The organism is Duodenibacillus massiliensis (genome assembly GCF_900128485.1).
Classification (GTDB): Bacteria; Pseudomonadota; Gammaproteobacteria; order Burkholderiales; family Burkholderiaceae_F; genus Duodenibacillus; species Duodenibacillus massiliensis.
In genome coordinates, this window is the sequence record NZ_LT635859.1 from 541782 (window position 1) to 559868 (window position 18087).

18 protein-coding genes (1 of these 18 cut by a window edge) are annotated in these 18087 nt (G+C 57.2%); 7 read left to right on the forward strand and 11 right to left on the reverse strand.

Features of this window, described 5'->3' with window-relative positions; all coding sequences use genetic code 11:
* Nucleotides 1-21 precede the first annotated feature (21 nt).
* Nucleotides 22-492: an Rrf2 family transcriptional regulator gene (locus BQ7486_RS05460; protein ID WP_074009206.1), complete on the reverse strand. Its 471-nt coding sequence runs from the start codon at nucleotides 490-492 to the stop codon at nucleotides 22-24.
* Nucleotides 493-719: 227 nt separating this feature from the next.
* On the opposite strand from BQ7486_RS05460, the gene BQ7486_RS05465 reads away from it, so the two are divergent.
* Together BQ7486_RS05465 and BQ7486_RS05470 are read left to right on the forward strand one after the other, a co-directional pair.
* Entirely contained in the window at nucleotides 720-1466 is a 747-nt protein-coding gene (locus BQ7486_RS05465) for a basic amino acid ABC transporter substrate-binding protein (RefSeq protein ID WP_022373455.1), read from the forward strand.
* A gap of 173 nt (nucleotides 1467-1639) precedes the next feature.
* On the forward strand, nucleotides 1640-2305 hold the full coding sequence (locus tag BQ7486_RS05470; RefSeq protein WP_074009207.1) for an amino acid ABC transporter permease: 666 nt from the start codon (nucleotides 1640-1642) through the stop codon (nucleotides 2303-2305).
* Between the two features lie 79 nt (nucleotides 2306-2384).
* On the opposite strand, the gene BQ7486_RS05475 is transcribed toward BQ7486_RS05470, so the two are convergent.
* The 5 genes from BQ7486_RS05475 to BQ7486_RS05495 all read right to left on the reverse strand — a co-directional run bounded on the left by BQ7486_RS05475 (nucleotide 2385) and on the right by BQ7486_RS05495 (nucleotide 10096).
* Complete coding sequence (locus BQ7486_RS05475; RefSeq protein ID WP_074009208.1) at nucleotides 2385-3164, reverse strand: sulfite exporter TauE/SafE family protein; 780 nt, start codon at nucleotides 3162-3164, stop codon at nucleotides 2385-2387.
* Nucleotides 3165-3176: 12 nt separating this feature from the next.
* Nucleotides 3177-4988, reverse strand: a complete 1812-nt coding sequence (locus tag BQ7486_RS05480) for a dipeptide ABC transporter ATP-binding protein (RefSeq protein ID WP_074009209.1) — start codon at nucleotides 4986-4988, stop codon at nucleotides 3177-3179.
* A gap of 404 nt (nucleotides 4989-5392) precedes the next feature.
* A complete protein-coding gene (locus BQ7486_RS05485; RefSeq protein WP_074009281.1) occupies nucleotides 5393-6838 on the reverse strand; it encodes an ABC transporter permease in 1446 nt (481 codons plus the stop codon).
* 46 nt (nucleotides 6839-6884) lie between these two features.
* Nucleotides 6885-7862 (reverse strand): ABC transporter permease, encoded by a 978-nt coding sequence (locus BQ7486_RS05490; protein WP_022373289.1) that lies wholly within the window; start codon nucleotides 7860-7862, stop codon nucleotides 6885-6887.
* Nucleotides 7859-10096, reverse strand: a complete 2238-nt coding sequence (locus BQ7486_RS05495; protein WP_074009210.1) for an ABC transporter substrate-binding protein — start codon at nucleotides 10094-10096, stop codon at nucleotides 7859-7861. The genes BQ7486_RS05490 and BQ7486_RS05495 overlap by 4 nt, the downstream gene beginning before the upstream one ends.
* Nucleotides 10097-10223: 127 nt before the next feature.
* Here BQ7486_RS05495 and ybgC point away from each other — a divergent pair, with 127 nt between their 5' ends.
* From ybgC to tolA, 4 genes are read left to right on the forward strand one after another with little or no spacing between them, the layout of a single operon-like run.
* Nucleotides 10224-10670, forward strand: a complete 447-nt coding sequence (ybgC, locus tag BQ7486_RS05500; protein WP_074009211.1) for a tol-pal system-associated acyl-CoA thioesterase — start codon at nucleotides 10224-10226, stop codon at nucleotides 10668-10670.
* Nucleotides 10671-10672: 2 nt separating this feature from the next.
* A complete protein-coding gene (tolQ, locus tag BQ7486_RS05505; RefSeq protein ID WP_022373286.1) occupies nucleotides 10673-11344 on the forward strand; it encodes a protein TolQ in 672 nt (223 codons plus the stop codon).
* Nucleotides 11345-11366: 22 nt separating this feature from the next.
* A complete protein-coding gene (locus tag BQ7486_RS05510; protein WP_074009212.1) occupies nucleotides 11367-11792 on the forward strand; it encodes a biopolymer transporter ExbD in 426 nt (141 codons plus the stop codon).
* Complete coding sequence (tolA, locus tag BQ7486_RS05515) at nucleotides 11789-13108, forward strand: cell envelope integrity protein TolA (protein WP_084765695.1); 1320 nt, start codon at nucleotides 11789-11791, stop codon at nucleotides 13106-13108. The genes BQ7486_RS05510 and tolA overlap by 4 nt, the downstream gene beginning before the upstream one ends.
* A 61-nt stretch (nucleotides 13109-13169) precedes the next feature.
* Here tolA and BQ7486_RS05520 read toward each other — a convergent pair whose 3' ends face one another.
* The 3 genes from BQ7486_RS05520 to BQ7486_RS12220 all read right to left on the reverse strand — a co-directional run bounded on the left by BQ7486_RS05520 (nucleotide 13170) and on the right by BQ7486_RS12220 (nucleotide 15131).
* Nucleotides 13170-13637: a hypothetical protein gene (locus tag BQ7486_RS05520; protein ID WP_143183056.1), complete on the reverse strand. Its 468-nt coding sequence runs from the start codon at nucleotides 13635-13637 to the stop codon at nucleotides 13170-13172.
* A complete protein-coding gene (locus tag BQ7486_RS05525) occupies nucleotides 13613-14659 on the reverse strand; it encodes a radical SAM protein (protein ID WP_022373282.1) in 1047 nt (348 codons plus the stop codon). Before BQ7486_RS05525 ends, BQ7486_RS05520 begins: the two co-directional genes overlap by 25 nt.
* Before the next feature lie 178 nt (nucleotides 14660-14837).
* A complete protein-coding gene (locus BQ7486_RS12220) occupies nucleotides 14838-15131 on the reverse strand; it encodes a hypothetical protein (protein ID WP_022373281.1) in 294 nt (97 codons plus the stop codon).
* Here BQ7486_RS12220 and BQ7486_RS12485 point away from each other — a divergent pair.
* A complete protein-coding gene (locus BQ7486_RS12485) occupies nucleotides 15054-15338 on the forward strand; it encodes a hypothetical protein (protein ID WP_419519788.1) in 285 nt (94 codons plus the stop codon). The genes BQ7486_RS12220 and BQ7486_RS12485 overlap by 78 nt on opposite strands.
* Before the next feature lie 122 nt (nucleotides 15339-15460).
* Here BQ7486_RS12485 and ntrC read toward each other — a convergent pair whose 3' ends face one another.
* Together ntrC and iscB are read right to left on the reverse strand one after the other, a co-directional pair.
* Complete coding sequence (gene ntrC, locus BQ7486_RS05535) at nucleotides 15461-16861, reverse strand: nitrogen regulation protein NR(I) (protein ID WP_074009214.1); 1401 nt, start codon at nucleotides 16859-16861, stop codon at nucleotides 15461-15463.
* A gap of 27 nt (nucleotides 16862-16888) precedes the next feature.
* Nucleotides 16889-18087 carry the 3' portion of an RNA-guided endonuclease IscB gene (gene iscB / locus BQ7486_RS05540; protein WP_204206994.1) on the reverse strand. Its footprint extends 88 nt past the window's final position, so only the last 1199 of its 1287 coding nucleotides appear in the window; its start codon lies off the right edge, out of view; its stop codon occupies nucleotides 16889-16891.

Below are 18087 nucleotides of genomic sequence, written 5' to 3' on the forward strand. Positions count from 1 at the left end.
AAACGGGTTCTTCAAAAAAAATCAGTGCGCGGGCATTCTCACCCGCACGGGCGACTCATTGGCGGCCTCGGCGGCATGCGCGTGGCGCGCTTCGTAGCGGTCGCGGATGTCGGAGAGCGTCTGCGTATTTAAAAACTCGGCCATCCGGTCGTTTAATTCCGACCACAGACCGTGCGCGAGGCACTCGGCTCCGCCGCGGCAGCTTGCGCCCCCGCGGCACTGCGTGGCATCAACCTTACCTTCCACCGCAGAGACAATTTCTCCGGCGGTGATTTTGTCGGTCGGCCGTGCCAGGCGGTAACCGCCTCCGGGGCCGCGGACGGACTGCACCAGTTCGGCGCGCCTCAGCTTACAGAAAATCTGTTCAAGATAGGCCACTGAGATCTGCTGGCGGCGGGCAATGTCACTTAAGCGCACCGGGCCCGCGTCACCGTAGAGGGCCAGGTCGATCATGCTCGTCACCGCAAAGCGGCCGCGTGTCGTCAGTTTCATAATCGTGTCGCTCAGCCTCAAAAAAATAAATAGCCGAGTAATTTTGTCAGGAATGATACAGATTCCGGCAGAAAATAGCTGACTAAAACTGTCAGGTTTAGAAAAACCCTGCTTCCGAACTAAGACTTGTTACGGTGTCCTCCTCCGGCTTTATTACAATGTTCTGCTAAGACGAAAGGTGCGCCGGACGTAAGGGCGCGCCTTCTTTGTGTTCGGAGAAACAAACCATGAGAAAAACGACGCTTTGTGCCGTCCTTTTTGCCGCTGCGTTCGGCGTCCACTGCGCGCAGGCCGCCCAGACCCTGCGCGTTGCCACGGAAAGCACCTTTCCGCCCTTTGAGTACGTGAACACCAAAACCGGTGACATCGAGGGCTTTGACATGGACCTCATCCGGCTGCTCGCGAAAAAAGCGGGCTACAACATCGAAATCGCCAACATGGGGTTTGATGCGATTGTCCCGGGCATTCTCACAAACACCGTTGATATCGGCGCCGCGGGCATTTCCATTACGCCGCAGCGCGCTAAGCGCGTTCTTTTTACGGATCCCTACTACACCTCGGGGCTTTCCTTCGTGATCCGCGCTGAAGACAAAACGAAACTCAAAAGCATCAAAGATCTCGACAATCAGCCGATCTGCGTGCAGATCGGCACCTCGGGCGCCATGCGTGCGGCCAAGATCCCCGGCGCCACGGTCCGTACCTATAACGGGCTCAATGAAGCCTATACGGAACTCTTAAACGGCGGCTGCCGCGCCGTGCTTAACGATAAGCCCGTAAACGGCTACTTCATGGCCAAGTCCAATAAGAGCAAGCGCTACCACCACGTCACCGACGAGAGCCTTAAAGCCGAAGAGTTCGGGTTTGCCGTGAGTAAAGAGCGCCCGGAGCTGCTTGAAAAGCTCAACAAGGCCCTAAGAGAAGCCCGTAAAAACGGCGAGTACCAGGCGCTTTACACGAAGTACTTCGGGGAGTAATCCGCCCGCCGTATGCGGTGTAAGCCGCACGCGGCGCGATTCTTCTTTATGATGCGTTGATAAGAAAGCCCGTTTCCGGGACGCCCCGCGTTCCGGGGGCTTATTTCGTCCGCTGTTTTCACTGTTTTTCTGCGTTCTCGGCCGCGGCTGAGAGCCAATCTTGGGAGCCACACATGGAGTTTGATTTTTCACTGATTACCGGGTCGCTGCCCCTGTTACTGCAGGGCGCACTTGTGACGCTGGAAATCACCGCGCTCTCCGTGGGCCTGGGACTCGTATTCGGTCTGATTGCGGCGCTCGCGCAGATTTCCAAGTTTGCCCCGCTGCGGCTTTTGGGCAAGATCTACGTGGACTTTATCCGCGGCACACCGCTTCTGGTGCAGATCTTCATCATCTACTTTGCCCTGCCCGTCATCATCGGCCAGCGCATCGACCCGTTTGTGGCGGCCGTGGCGGCCTGTTCCATTAATTCGGGCGCCTATGTGGCGGAAATCTTCCGCGCGGGCATTCAGTCGATTGACATCGGCCAGATGCGCGCGGGGCTTTCGCTCGGGATGAACTGGTCCATGACGATGCGCTACATCATCCTGCCGCAGGCCTTTAAGCGCATCATTCCGCCGCTTGGAAACGAATTTATCGCCATGCTCAAAGACTCGTCCCTTGTGTCCGTGATCGGCTTTGAAGAGCTCACGCGCTCGGGGCAGTTGATCATTGCCGAAACCTACGGGTCACTGGAAATCTGGTCGGCCGTGGCGGTGATTTACCTCGTGATGACTCTGACCATCACGCGCCTTGTGAGTTTCCTTGAAAAGCGCTTTAAGACGAGCGACGCACGTTAGAAAACTTTCAGGCAACACGCAAAAGGCCGCATTCCTTTTTTGGAAACGCGGCCTTTTTGTTGGGTGGGCGCTTTACGCCTCAGAAAAGTTTGCCTGAGGCAATGTCCCAGGCGGTCTGCACGAAAAGAACCGCAAGCACGATGAAAATGATCGGCCGCACGATGCGGCTGCCGTTTTTAATCACAAGGCCCGCGCCGATGTAGTGGCCCGCGATGCTAAACAGCGCAGCCGCAGCACCGAGCACCCAAAGCACTTCGCCAGAGGCGGCAAACGTCACAAGGGCCGCCGTGCCGCTTGCAAGATTCACAGCCTTCATTTCGCCCCCGGCGTTACGCACATCAAGCCCCGCAAAAAGGGAAAAGCCGATCAGCATAAAAGTGCCCGCACCGGGCCCGTAAAAGCCGTCGTAGATCCCGCAGATAGCGGACACCGCAACAAGCATGACGATGCGCCGCTCAAAAGGCATCTCCCGGCGTTCCGCCGCGAGCGACCCCGACCGAAAAAGAAGAAAACCGGCCACAAAAGGCAGCGCCGCCACCATCACAATGAGAAAAATATCCGCCGGCACTTTAAGGGCAATCAGAGCTCCGAGTGTGCTCCCCGCAAGCGCAGCCGCCACTGCGGGCACGGTCTGCCGCCAGTGCATGCAGCCCGCGCGCGCAAGCCTCACCGCCGACACGGCCATCCCCACGCAGCTTGAGAGCTTGTTGGTGCCGATTGCCATATGCGGGGGCACCCCGGCAATGAGGTATGCAGGCAGCGTAATGAGGCCTCCGCCTCCGGCAATCGCATCCACAAAACTGCCCAAAAACACCAGCGGACAGACGATGAGAAAAAGTGTGAGATCAAGCTCAGGCACGACAAAACCTTCCTAAAGATCAAGGCGCGGCACGGCCTTTAAAAGGCGCTTTGTGTACGCAGCCTGCGGGTTGCACAAAACTTCTGCCGCGTCACCGGCTTCCACCAGGCGTCCTTTTTCCATCACCGCCACGCGGTCGGCAAGATACTCCACCACGGCAAAGTTGTGGGTAATAAAGAGGTAGGCCACACCCGTCTCTTTCTGAATCGCCTTCATGAGGTTCAAAATCTGCGCCTGTACGGAAACGTCAAGCGCGCTCGTCGGTTCATCACAGATAATGAGCCGGGGATTGGCGGCCAAAGCCCTTGCAATGGCAATACGCTGGCGCTGGCCGCCCGAAAACTCGTGCGGCAGGCGCTCTGCCGCTGATGCAGGCAACCCCACACGCTCCAGAAGCCCGGCGGCGCGCTTTAAGCGTTCTTCCTTCGTTTCTCCGATGCCCAGCGCCCGCATGCCTTCGGTGATGCTCTCCCCCACACTCATACGGGGATCGAGGGAACTGAAGGGGTCCTGGAAAATCATCTGGTTTGCGCGCCTCAATTTCGTGAGGTCTTCACCCTTGGCGGTCAGCGCTTCAATACCACCGCAGACCACACGTCCCATGATACGCACGTCTCCTTCAATGAGTCGCAGCACGGCTTTTCCGAGTGTTGTTTTCCCCGAGCCAGACTCCCCGACCAAGGCCACGGTTTCCCCCTCACGGACCGTGAGCGTCACGTCATTGACTGCCGGCGTGAGAAGCGGCTTTTTAAAGAGCCCCCGCGACTTTACAAAAGTAACCGAAAGGTGTTCTGCCCTCAGCACTTCGTGTGAGCCGGTTTCGGTGAGAGGGCTTTCCGTCACATCAGCGTGAGCTGCGGGCAGCCTTCCGGGATTAAGGCACCGCACCCGCCGATCCGGATCCCCCTTGACCGGCACCTGCGGCACAGGCGCTTTACGGCATGCTTCCCTGGCTTTCGCGCAGCGGTCTGCAAACCGGCAGCCCGCAGGCATCTCGTTTAAGTTGGGAACGCGTCCGGCGATCCCCGAGAGGCGCTGTCCGCGCTTTGCTGTTGAAGGCACGGCGGAGAGGAGGCCCGCGGCATACGGGTGCAGGGGCGAGGCGAAAAACGCACTGCAGGGCGCTTCTTCCACGATCTCTCCGGCGTACATGAGCGCCACTCGGTCGGCATAACGCTTTACGACCGCAAGGTCATGGGTAATCAAAAGAAGCGCGAGATTTCGCTCTTTCTGCAGGTCCTTTAGGAGATCAAGAATCTGCGCCTGCAGTGTGACGTCCAGTGCCGTTGTCGGTTCGTCGGCAATCACCACGTCGGGGTTACCGGCGAGCGCAATGGCAATCAACACGCGCTGCTTTTGCCCGCCCGAAAGTTCGAAAGGGAAAGCGTCAATGCGCTCTTCAGGCTTGTCAATTCCGACGCGCGTGAGCCACTGAAGAACCTTTTGGCGGACAACATCTTTTCCCGGGTTTTCGTGCAGCCGGATCACTTCGGCTATCTGCTCGCCCACCGTCATCACGGGATTTAAGGCGGTGGCTGGCTCCTGAAAGATCATCGCCATTTTGGCGCCCCGCACGCGGCACATTGCATCTTCGGGCAGGTCCGGAAGCGACACACCGTCAAGCACCACGTCACCGGCACTCACACCGGCCTGCGCGGGCAACAGGCGCATGAGCGCAAGAGCCGTCAATGACTTTCCGCACCCGGATTCTCCCACGAGCGCAAGCGTCTCGCCGGGGCTGACGGTAAAGCTGATGTCCTTGAGTGCCGTGACTTTCCCTGAAGGCAGGTAAAAGTCCACGGCAAGTGATTTCACGTCGAGCATGGAGTGCTTCTTTAGTATCCGTTAAGTGAGAACGATAACAGAAGGAAAAACGCACGAGAAAGAACTTCTTGAAGCGCGAAAAAAGTCCGATTTGCGAGAAGTGTTGCCTTTTTCGTTTCCCGGGCACTTACTGAAAACTATGCCCCCGATTCGAATCACTTAATGCAAAGCGGCGGCTTGTACTAAAAAATTCCGGCAGAAACGTCTGCCCCTCATGTCTCAGCCGCAAAGGGAAACCACTGAGTTTGCATTAAATGCCATACTACCTTTCGCCACCCCTTCAACCTTTCATGGAGTGGCAAAACATGCGATATTCGCAGGAGTTCAAAGACAACGTCGTAGCGCGCCTGCTGAGCAAGGAGCTCAGCATCTCTGAAGCCGTGGAGCAGTACTCGATCGGCAAATCAACGATCTCGTACTCGCTCAGGATTGCCAGAGAGAGCAAGCAGGTTGCGGCAAGCTGCCCGACGAAACCGCAGCACCCGTCCGCCCGCACCAGATCCGGACCTCGGATCAAACACGTCCCGCACGGCCGAAGCAAAGAGGTTCGCGCACAAAACAAGCGTCACCATGAAAAGAAAACAGGCGGCCAGATTCCACCAGATCATGGGGCTGCGGCTCATCTCAACGGCTGCTGCATTAATCATGGTGCCGAAACTGTCGATCGTCGGATCAACCCCGACCCCCACGTAACTTAAAACCGCTTCGTAAAGCACAATCCCCGAAAAGTCGAGCACCGCCACAATGAGCACAATGTGCGTGACGTTCGGAAGCACGTGGCGCGCCATGATGCGCCAGGGCGAGACGCCGAACGACTTGGCGGCGGTCACAAAGTCCATCGCCGCCACCTTCATCGTTTCAGCGCGCAAAAGTCTTGCGAGCGCAGCCCACCCCGTCACACCCATGATGACTGCCAGAAGAAAAAGCCGCACGTCCGCGCGCTCAAGCCCCGTTTCGTAGAGCTGCGGGTTTTTGTCGATAAAAACCTGCACCATCAGAACTGACGCAGCAATCAGAAGCACCGAGGGAATGGACGAAAGCGTCGTGTAAATGTACTGGATGACGTCGTCGGTCTTACCTTTAAAGTACCCGGCGGCTATACCCAAAACAACCGCAAAGGGAAGCGCGGAAAGTGTGGCGAGAGACCCGATCACAAAGGCCGTTCTCACCGACTTTAAGGCTGTGTAGAGGACGTCGTTACCAGTGGCATCGGTGCCGAAAACATGCCGCATCGGCCAGATAAACATAAGAATGACCGCCAAAAGCACGGCGACCTGCACCACCTGCACCGCAGGCCGCGCGGGATTGGTGCGCGCCGTAACCTTCACCAGGCTCAGCGTAAAAGGCGTTTTGCAGACCGCCTTATGCGCGAGCGCCAGGATAATCCAGAGCATTGAGAGCGCAATCACCCCCGTTAAAAACCCCGCAAAAAAACGTTTCCCGAGCTTAAGCCCCGCGCCCTTTTCGGGCACGTCAGGCGAAGCCCCGGTAAGCCTCTGATAGTCACGCACGCTTTTACCATCCCTGATGACCGTTGTTTTGTCAAAGTCGTGCAGGGCAAAAGGCGCTGAGTAACTTCTCTCGCGTCCCGCAATGTGCGGCAGCACCAGGGTGTCTAAAAGCGACACGGTCTTCGTGTCGTAGGCAACGGTTGCCTCAGCTGTCTGCTTCGGGAGTTCATTTCGCCAGTGCACGCTGTCGGCAAGCGCCAAAAGGAAAAAGAGCAGCAGCACCGTGCCGCAGGCCTGGGCCGCGGGGCGGATGAGCACTTGTTTCCATTTGGCCGCAAGTTCCGGGGTTTTCGCGGCATAAACCGCAAAAAATAGAACTGCGGCCGCAAGAAACCACATCACAAGATCGGTGTAGAGAACAACAATTTTCACTTTGCCGCATCCTTTACTTCAGCCGTATTCTGGGGTCAACCACCGTGTAGGCCACGTCCGTGAGAATGAGCCCGAGAATATAGGCAGCCGTTCCCAAAAACACCATCGCGCGCACGACGGAAAAGTCCTGGGCGTTAATCGCGTCAATCGTGTAGGAACCAAGCCCCGGAATTCCGAAAAAGTTTTCCATGATAAGTGACCCCATAAAAAGCATCGGGATCACGGCCACGGTACTGGTGATCACCGGAAGCATGGCGTTACCGAGCACATGGCGGAAAAGCACCCGCATTTCGCTTACGCCCTTGGCGCGGGCCGTTCTCACGTAGTCTTTTTCGCTTTCTTCAAGAAACATCGAACGGTAAAGAAGCGCTTCGCCGCCAAGGCGCGTAAAAACGCCGATAGCGACCGGCAGCACCAGAAACGCGGCCATGGCAAACCCCTCGGAAAACCCAGAGACCGGCACCCATCTCAGGGTCTTAGAAAAAAGCCACTGCCCCACGATGATGTAAAAAAGCGCCGAAATGCTCATCACCGTGACGCTCATCGCCACACCCGCCCACTCCAGCCGCGTTCTTCTCACCATCACCAAAATGAGCGCAAAACTCACCGATACAAATACACCCAGCAAAAAGGTCGGGAGGGCGAGCGCCAAAGACGCGGGCGCCCTTTCCTTAATTTCGGTATTGATACTGCGGCCGGTGTCCGAGAGCCCGAAGTCCCCGGCCAAAAGAGGCGCTGAGCGCCGGAAAAAGATCGTTTCCGTGAATTTCCCGGTACCTTCGGCCGCACTGTTAAAGATAAGCGGCACGTCGTAGCCCCGCTCCTTTTTCCAAGAGTCAATTGCCTGCTGCGTCACGTAGCGCCCGCCGATTGAAAGCCGGGCCATATCATCCGGCGTGTTGACGGCAAAAAAGAGGGCAAACGTAAGGGCGTTCACACCGAGCAGAATGAAAAAGCCGTAGACAATGCGGCGGAAAATGTAGCCGATCATTTATTTCCCTCCGCAATACGGCCGGTCACGGAACGGCGCGCCCTCACATAATTTCTCACCGCCCAAACCAAAAATCCCGCCGCCAAAAGAATGATGAGCGCCGGCCAGAGAACGGGCGTATTCCACGCGCGGATTTTTTCAGCCCGCGCTTTTGCGTGAACGGCCATGTACTGCACGTTATCCCGCACCGTCTGCGTGGGCTTGGCGTTTTTCACCCAGCCGTGCAGAGCCGCAGCCTGCCGGGGGTAGTAACCGAAACTCCACGGGGCCTCGGTCTGCGCGATCCGGATCATGCGGTCAATCAAAGCAGCTTTTTCCGGACCGTTTTCTTCCGTACGCATTTTTTCAAAAAGCCGATCAAATTCGGCGTTGCAGAAATTACTCGCATTTTCGCCTCCGGACGTGCTTCCCACTTTACTGTTGGGGCCGTACAGGAGAAAAAGAAAGTTTTCCGCATCCGGATAATCCGCGATCCACCCCCAGTAATAAATCTGGGCCGTGCCGTTCATCATCTTGTCCTGAAAGCGGTTGTAGTCGGTGGCACGGACTTCGAGCTGAATGCCGATCTTGGCAAACTGCCGCGTAAACCACTCAAGAAACGCTTTGGAGCCCGGGGCCGCGCTCTGCCAGTCAAAATTAAGCACAAGGGGGCGCCCCGTCTTCACGTCGCGCCCGTCGGGGTAACCGGCTTCACGCATCAGACGCCTGGCGTCCTCAATACTGCGGCGCACAATGCGGCCGTTTTCGTCCTTACGGTAGACAACCGGGTTAAAGGCCGCAGGCCCGTCTGCGCGGTAACCGAAAAGCCCGGGCGGCAGCGGCCCGTGCGCGGCTTCACCCTGCCCCTTTTCAAAGATCGCAATCTGCTCTTCCCAGTCAACAGCAATAGAAATAGCTTGTCTCAATTTTCGGTTGCGTTCGCGCTCGGCTGCCGTTTTTCCAGCGCCCACCACGGGGTCAAGCCAGTTAAAGCCGAGGTACCAGAGATTGGCTTCCACGGTTGTCGGGAAAACAAGCTCACGCTCGGCGTAAAGCTTTGCCTTATCCGCGTCATCTCCCGCAGCAACCAGATACCCCTGCCCCACATCCACGCGCGAAATCTGCGGACTGTCGTAATAGCCCTGCAGGAATTTTGTGGTCACCGGAACCGCTTCCTTTTCAAGCGTCATCACGATGCGGTCAACAAAGGGAAGGGGCTTGCCGCAGTCCTTTAAAAGGCCCTTTGCCTCATGCTCCGGCTCACCCTCACACGGATAGGGCACAAAGCGAAACTCGGGGTTGCGCTCCAAAACGTGCTCCCGGTTTTGCCGCGAAGAAACGAGCCGGTAGGGGCCTGTGCCCACAGGCCAGGCCTCAAGCGTGACGTTGTTCTTTTTAAGGAGCGGGTTGGCCCCGTAAAAGGCGGTTGCTTCCCACGGAACCGGTGCAAAAAACGCCATCGTGAGCCAGTTGGCAAACTGCGGATAACGCCCGTAGACCGTGATTTCAAGCGTATGGCTGTCGCGGGCTTTCACTCCCTCAACGGTAAAATCCCGGATATCGGGCGCCGGACGTCCGGCGGCTTCCGCCTCCTTTAAGGCTTGGGCAAAAGTTTCGGAAAAGGCCTTTAACCCCACGATGTGCGAGGACAAAATCCCCAAAACAGGGCTTACGGTGCGGACGTCACCAATGCGCTTAATGCCGTAGACGTAATCGTCGGCCGTCAGTTCCCGCGTCCCTTTTTCCGGAAGGTCCAGGGGGTTGGTGAGTTTTTCCGCCACCGCATCGGTTAGCCGGTGATAGCGGTAGTTGCCGGCCGCGTCTTTCGCAAAAGCCGGGTGCAGTGCGTAGCGGATCCCTTTTTTAATCGGAATCACGTAGCGGGAGAAGGCACTGGCGGAAACATCCGCCCCTGGCGCAAGTTCCCGGCCGTTTTTATCAAGGTAAACAGGAGTGACCACGCGCTCCGCCGTTTTCGGTATCACTTCATAAGGGCGCTTCAGATAGTGGTAACCGTAGGGCGGCTCGTAGATCGTGTAGGTGTAAATCGTCTCGTCGCTTGAGTAGGAGACCTGGGGATCAAGCGTCTTGGGGCTTCTCCCCGAAAAGCTCGAAAAGAGCGTGTTCTCGGCATAGTCCGCAAGGGGCCTGGGGTTATTAACCGGGCGCGAACAGCCGCAGGCAGTAAGGACCGCGACCACTGCCGCAGCCGTCAAAAACCGTTTCAAAGTGCATTTTTGCGTTGCAAAGCGCATCTTTTTCGCCCGAAAACAATGGCAAAACCCAAATCTTCTGTAGTATTTCGGCTCATCCGGCCGAAGGCTGACGCCAAATTAGCACGACTTCAGCCAGACAAGCACAAATTTTCTGCCACAAAACCTCATGCCGAGTCCAGTTTTTACCCTGCCCATACGCATCTACTGGGAAGATACCGATGCGGGCGGCATTGTTTATCACGCTAATTATCTGCGCTACATGGAGCGCGCCCGCGGTGAATTTTTAAGAAGCGCGGGGTTTGAGCAGCGCCGCATGCAGGAAGCCGGCATGCCCGTGATTGTTGTGGCGGACTTGTCACTTAAGTACCGGCGTCCGGCAAAGCTCGATGATCTTCTCACCGTCAAAACCCGCGTCAAACTCATCCGGGCCGCCTCCGTCGTTTTTGCGCAGGAAGTCTGGCGGGACGATACACTGCTGGTTTCCGCCGAAGTACGCTGCGCCGCGGTTGACCCCGAAAAAGGCACGCCCGTCACGATTCCTGACGCATTGTCCGAGGCCTGCCGCCGGATGCTTGCCGAGGCCGAAACAACAACCGATACCGAAAACAAATAAAAATGAATCCGTCTTCTGCCGATCTTTCCATCGTCACCCTGGTGATGAACGCAAGTGTCGTCGTTCAGTGCGTGCTGGGCATTCTGGTTCTGGCGTCTCTGATGAGCTGGGCCACGATTTTTTCAAAGGCCATTGTTCTTTCGCGCACGGCGCGCCAGACCGAAGAATTTGAAAAGCGCTTCTGGTCAGGCGCTGATCTCGCAAAACTCTTTGAGTCCGCCACGTCGCGCCACGACAGAACGGGCGCGGAAGAACGCATCTTCGTTGCCGGCATGGCCGAATTCGTAAAGCTTGCCGGCAAAGCCGAGGTCGAGCAGCTCTCGGGCGTGCGCCGCGGCATGACCGCCGCCTTTCAGCGTGAGGTCGATGACCTTGAGCGAGGGCTTCCGCTTCTCGCCTCCATCGGGTCGGTCTCCCCTTACATCGGTCTTTTCGGTACGGTCTGGGGCATTATGAATGCCTTCACCGGGCTTTCAACGCTTGACAACGTCTCGCTTGCCGTCGTGGCCCCGGGCATTGCCGAAGCGCTCGTTGCGACCGCAATCGGCCTTTTTGCCGCCATTCCCGCGACGGCTGCCTACAACTATTTTGCCAACCGCCTTGAGCGCATCACCAACCGCTTTGACAGCTTCAGCGAAGAGTTCTTAAACATCCTCTCGCGTCAGACGGCCTGACACCCCTGAAGGACAGACAATCATGGCACTTAAAAGCCTTCAGACGCGCAAGAAACGCCGCATGATGAGCGACATGAACGTCGTTCCCTATATCGACGTGATGCTTGTGCTCGTGGTGATTCTGATGGTCGCCGCCCCTTTTGTGAACCCTTCGGTCATTAATCTGCCAAGTGTTTCCAAGGCTTCCGCCGCACCCGCCAATCCCGTTGAAGTCGTGGTGCACGCCGACGGTCACCTCTCGCTTAAAGTCCAAAATGGGCTCAGGCCCGTTGACATGACGGCTCTCATTGCCAACGTGCGTTCGGCGCAGGCCGATGCCGACACGCCGGTCGTGATCGCCGCCGACCGCGATGTGCGCTACGAGCAGGTCGTGAACGTCATGAAAGCCCTGCAAAACGCCGAAATCAAGCGCGTGGGCCTCGCGCTGAAGATTGAGCGCACGAAATGAGCGAAGGCAATCAGGATAAGCGCGAAGATCCGCAGGATCTGCAGTCGGACCGGACTCAGACGGACAATGAGTCCGGAGATCCCGCGCGCCTTGCGCCCGCCAATTCCCGTCTGACGGATGTACCGGCTGGCGTCATTGCGGCGGTGGCTGTGCACGGGCTCCTCTTTTTCGCGCTCTTTAACGTCTTTCAGTGGAATACGGATACCGAAACGGTCTACGCCGAACTCTGGGCGCCGGAAGACGCCTCCGGCATGAGCCTCAAAGGCACGACGCAGGAAACCGAGGAAGAAGCTCCTGACAACAAAGCGGCACCGGCGCCGGAAGAACCCACGGCCGAAGAACTGCAGCTCAAAAAAGAAGCGCAGGTGAGACGTGAGGCGCAGCGCCTTGCCGACGAAAAGGCGCGCGCCGAAGCTGAAGCAAAGGCGCAGACTGAAGCTCAGAAGCTTCTTGAAGAAGAGCGCCGGGAAGCAGAACGCAGAGAGGCCGAGCGTCTCGAGGCTGAGCGCCTGGAAGCTGAAAAACGGGCCGCCGAAGAAGCTGAACAAAAGCGCCGCGAAGAAGATATCCGTATCGCTGAAGAAAAGCGTCTGGCGGAAGAAAAGCGTATTGCCGAAGAAAAACGCATCGCCGAGGAAAAACGCATCGCTGAGGAAAAACGCATCGCCGAAGAAAAGCGCCTCGCTGAGGAAAAACGCATCGCCGAGGAAAAACGCATCGCTGAAGAAAAGCGTATCGCCGAAGAAAAGCGCCTCGCTGAGGAAAAGCGCATCGCCGAAGAGAAACGCATTGCAGAGGAAAAGCGTTTGGCGGAAGAAAAACGCATTGCGGAAGCCAAAAAGCGTGCCGAAGCTGCCCGCCGCAAGCGCATTGCCGAAGAAAAACGCCGGCAGGCGGAGCTCGCTGAAGAAATGCGTCGGGCCGAACTCGCCCGCATCACCGGGGCACCCGCCGTTACTTCGGGCCGCGTGGGCTCAACGCGCGGCACACCGGGCGTTGAACGCTCGATGCAGGGGAAACTCTCTGCAGCGTACGCCTCACGCGTCATCAGCTGCATCCGGCCCTTTATCCTGTTTTCCGTTCCCTCGGGCATTGCCAGAGGCACGCATGTGGCCGTCTACAGCGTGAGACTTCTTCCGAACGGCAAAATCGCCGAAACCCCGCGTATGACGCAAAGCTCGGGGCTTCCCGCCTTTGACCGGGCCGTGCGGCACGCCATCAGCCGCTGCAATCCCTTCCCGCGGCCCCTTGGCAACACCCCGATGCCGCGGCGCATGGAGATTTCCTTCGATCCGGTTGAAGACGCACAGCCCTGAAAAATGCAAAAACCGAAGCTAAACACAATATCCGCTTCGGTTTTTCTTTATTCTCGCGGCTTTATTTCGGGAGCGAATCCACCACCGCAAGCCACTCCGTGAGGGCTTTGTTGCCGGTGGCCATATGCCGCACGTCATCGAGCCTTGCAAACCGCTCGGTGCCGCCTGGAAGCGTCACCGTGGGGACGTCACGGGAGCACTTAAACGTATCGGCAAAAGCGTCAATATCAACGTAGCGCACGCCGTCCTTCTGCACAAAGCGCGCGATCGTCTCGCCGTTTTCGCCGCTGATGACATCATCGTCAATCTCAACCCACTCATCATTGCGCCGCGTCACAAGCCACAGCCAAATAAAGGGCCAGACGGCAAACAAAAGCCAGAAGGGCGAGGTAAGGAGAAACGAGAGCCAGCCCGAGCCGCCCCTGGAGTCCTCGAAAAGAAAGATGCTGCCGATCACGCCCCAGGCAATCCACGCCAGCCACATGGTGCGGGACCGGGCCTTACTCAGTTTTTGTTTTCGTCGCTGCATTGTTCAATCTGTCGGTTAATCTCAAGTACCCGTGCCCGCAGCTGGCCGCATCCGCCTTCAATATCCTGCGCCGCACTGTCCCTTATCGTAGCGATGATCCCCTGACGGCGCAAAATTGTGATGAGATCCTGCATGTGAGCATTTGACGGACGCTTAAATCCGGTGCCTTCCACGGGATTGACGGCGATAAAGTTCACCATCGCGTAGCGCCCCTTGATAAGTTCGGCAAGGCATTCGACTTCTCGGGCAGAGTCGTTCACACCCTCAATCAGTGTCCACTCAATCTGCGCCGGGTACTTGGTGCTTTCCGCGTAATCGAGCGTCATCGCCAAAAGGTCTGCGGCTGGAATTTTCGGCGCCTTGGGTAAAAGCTCGCGGCGCTTCATGTCGTCCGTTGTATGAAGCGAAAGAGCAACAGCCGGATGCACGCCGTTGGTGCGGATCGCATCAAAAAGCCTCGGATCCCCCACCGTTGACACCACAATTTCCTTGTGCGCAAGGCCCAAAACGTCGCCGAGAAAATTCACCGCCTCCAGCACTTCCTTCAGGTTGTGGCTGGGCTCACCCATCCCCATCATCACAACCTTTTTAATATCGGGCCGGATTTTGAGGGCTTCGACAACCTGAGCGACAATTTCCGCGCTCCCTAACTGCCGCACAAGGCCGCCCTTTCCCGTCATGCAGAAGCGGCACCCCACAGCGCATCCCACCTGCGTCGACACGCACAGCGCACGGCGCGGCAGCAGGACGCTTTCAATGCACTCTCCGTCACTTAACCCCACGATAAGTTTTAAGGATTCCGCCTGCTCACTTTTTACGGGCAGCACTTGCGTGAGTTTTGTGAGCCGGTTGCGGATTTCTGTGAGTTTTGCTTCCAGAGCGGCCGGGTAGCGCGCCGAGTCCTTGGCCTCCCAGGGGCCGAGCCCCAGCCAGGCACGGTAAATGCGGCGGATATGACGGGGCCCTGCGCCGAGCGCGCGCAGTTCGTCTTCAAAGTCCGAGAGTGAGAGGCCTTTTTGCATCAGAGAATCGCAGCAGGATCGGGGATGTTGATAAAGTCGGTTCAGCCAATTAACGGCATCTAACGAGAAAAACTCTGTGTTTTAGCTGCCTGCTCCTCACCAACAGCGTAGCAAACAGGTTTTTCAAATATCTAAACCGGTTTGTGACGGTTAAATTAAAAATTCCATCCATTGATTTTCAATGGTTTTTTACTTCGCTCAATGAGCCGATTTTATCAACACCCCCAGGAATGCCGCTTGTTATTTTTTCCAAGCATATCTGCAGGATTCTAACCATTAGCACAGCCATTGGTTTTGATAGACTTCGAAGCTCAGTGGTACCAGCCGTACCAGAGATCACATGCTTCACGTTGTCAAAGTCCGCATCTACCCGACAGAGGAACAGCAACAGTTCCTGCGCGGGCAATTTGGCGCCGTGCGTTACTGCTACAACAAAGCCGTCGCCATAAAGAATCATTGCTATAAGGTTCATGGCGAGAGCCTCAGTGTTATTAAGGACATTAAACCGCTGCTGACGAAAGCCAAAAAACTACACAATCACTGCTGGCTTAAGCAATACGATTCCATGGCGGAGCAGGAAGCGGTCCGCAATGCAGATAAGGCCAAAGGCGGAAGGGCTGTCCGTCTCTGCTCGCGGAGGCTGTGTAAGTCACAACGACAGTTGTGCTGTAGCCGTTGAACCGAGAAGCCCCTCAATTTATTAAGGGGGAGCAGTCACCTGGTACGGATGATTTTCTTGTGCGGCCGATTATGCGGGAAAACCGTCCGCGACTGCAAGCGCTGCCGGGTTCGTCCAAGATCTCAGAGCCCGAGCTCCTGAATCTTTCGCGTGAGCGTGTTGCGCCCCACTCCGAGCTTTTGCGCTGCCTCCACCTTGCGGCCGTGCGTAAAGTCAAGTGCCGCGCGAAACACCGCGCACTCAAAATCGCGGGTAAATTTCGCCATTACTTCCGGAGCTCCAGTAGTCAGTGCCACGCGGATTTCGTCTTTGAGCGCCGATGTCCACTCGCCCTCGGCACCGCCCTTTACGGCATCCTTTGCCGCCTCACCCCGCAAAAACTCGTCCGGTAAGTCTTCGGTCCGGATCCACTGGCTCGGGGCCATCACGGTAAGCCAGTTACAGAGATTCTCAAGCTGCCTCACGTTTCCCGGAAAAGGGAAACGCCGTATAAAGTCCAGCGCTTCGGGCTTTAAGTGCTTGCGTTCTGTTTTGAGGTTTTTCGCGGCCTCAGCCAAAAAGTGATCGGCCAAGGCCGCAATGTCTTCAGAGCGCTCGCGCAGGGGCGGAAGCCTGAGACGAATCACATTTAAGCGGTGAAAGAGGTCTTCACGGAAAAGGCCTTCGCGCACGCGGGCCTCCAGGTTTTGGTTCGTAGCGGCAATGACGCGCACATCACTTCTGATTAACTGACAGCCCCCGACGCGGTAAAAGCACCCGTCCGACAAAACGCGCAAAAGCCGCGTCTGCATCTCCATCGGCATGTCGCCGATTTCGTCCAGAAAGAGCGTGCCGCCCTTAGCCTGCTCAAAGCGCCCGTACTGCAGGGAGTTTGCCCCAGTAAAGGCCCCCTTTTCGTGGCCGAAAAGTTCGCTTTCAAGGAGTTCCCTCGGTATCGCTGCCGTATTGATCGCCACAAACGGTGCCGAGCGGCGCGGCGAATGATTGTGAAGGGCGCGCGCCACCACTTCCTTACCGGTACCGGATTCGCCCGTCACAAGCACTGTGACGTTACTTTGAGAAAGCCGCCCGATTGCCCGAAAGACTTCCTGCATGGCAGCGGACTGTCCGATGATTTCGGGCACCGCCTCCCCTGTCTCAGTCTGTGGCGTCTCCGAGGCCCCCGACTCTTCGCAGGCACGGCGCAGAAGTTCAATCGCGCGGTTGATGTCAAAGGGCTTGGCGAGGTACTCGTACGCTCCGCCCTGAAAGGCGTTCACCGCACTGTCCAGGTCACTGAAAGCCGTCATGATGATGACCGGCACTTCCGGATGCTCTTTTTTGACGGTGTGAAGGAGCTCCATGCCGGACGTCCCCTTCATACGGATATCACTTAAAAGCACTGAGGGCGTTTCGGCCTGAAGCGCCGCAATGACGTCAGCGGCATCCTCAAACATCCGGAAAGGCAGGTTCTCGCGCTGCAGCGCCTTTTCAAGCACCCAGCGGATGGACCGGTCATCGTCAACAACCCAAATGGCTTTCATAGAAATTCCGCGAGGAAACCCGCGTCTTCAGACGCGGGAGGAATCGCGGCCCTCCTTTCTCAGTTCAGTTAAAAACATCTTTCGCTTCTCAAGAAGCGAAAGTTTCTTGTAGGAAATACCGGCAGAAATCTTTGTACCGTTCAGACGGCGCACATCGAATGCACCCGAGGAGCGTCTGCCAAAAATAAAGCCCACTTCCCCTTTGCACAGCACCTTGTCAAAGAGCCTGAAGCCGTGCACTAGGTACGGAGCCCGATGGCGCTTGCGCACACCGCCTTTGAGAATCGTCAGCTTGTGGATCTGGCGATTGTGGCGGCGCGTCTGTTTCTGAAACAGGTATTCGCCCCGACGTTTTGCGTCGAGGACGCCAGCAATGCAGAAAGCGTCCGCGCAATGCGTCTTCGGCAAGCCCTCGACGATGCGCTTGTGTTTGGTCAGATACCCGTAGGTATTCGTGACAGGCAATTCGGGATGGCGCTCGCGCAGGCGGTTGAACACCGTCCAACGCATGATGCCCATGAAAGTCTCTGCCCTGAAAGAAGCGCAGCGCCGGGGACTGAACTGCTTCAACTTGCCTGCGTGATACGCCTTGTGGCACGCCTCGCACAGCGTGATGAGGTTGCCCGGCGCGTCGCCTCCCGTTTTCCGACTCTCAATGTGATGCACGTTGAGAATCAGATCTTTCGATCTGCCTTTGCAGGCTTGGCAAACGTGACCGTCGCGGAACAGCACATATTCGCGCACGTTCCAAAAGCCAAGCTGCTCGCCCTGCTGATAGCCTTCGCCTTCAATCTCTGGGTTTTTGATCTTCTGAATGTCGAAGGATGCGGTTTCAATCACGATTTTGGTGATCGGAAGCACTCGGCAAACCGCTTCAATGCGCGATATGTGCGCCTGAATGCGGTTCTCCACGGACGGCGCAAGCCAGCCCTTGTGCTCCGATCGAACGCGGTTGGCAAAGCGTGGTGCGCGGTAGCGGGTCTTGCGGTTGCGTCGGGCGCGGCGAAGTGCCAAGCGATTCGAGAGCAAGCCCGTCACGTCCTGCCGCAGTTCGACCTCGAAAGCCAACAACTCTTCCTTGGCGGTCGTTGCGCTCAGGCCGACGTGCTTGTAGCCCGCATCCACACCCAAGGTGATCGGCTGCTTGGTTTCGCCCGTCGGCACCGTCAGTTGAATCACAAAGGGCGTTCGGCGCACAGGCACGGCCTTCCCGGCCCGAAGGAGCT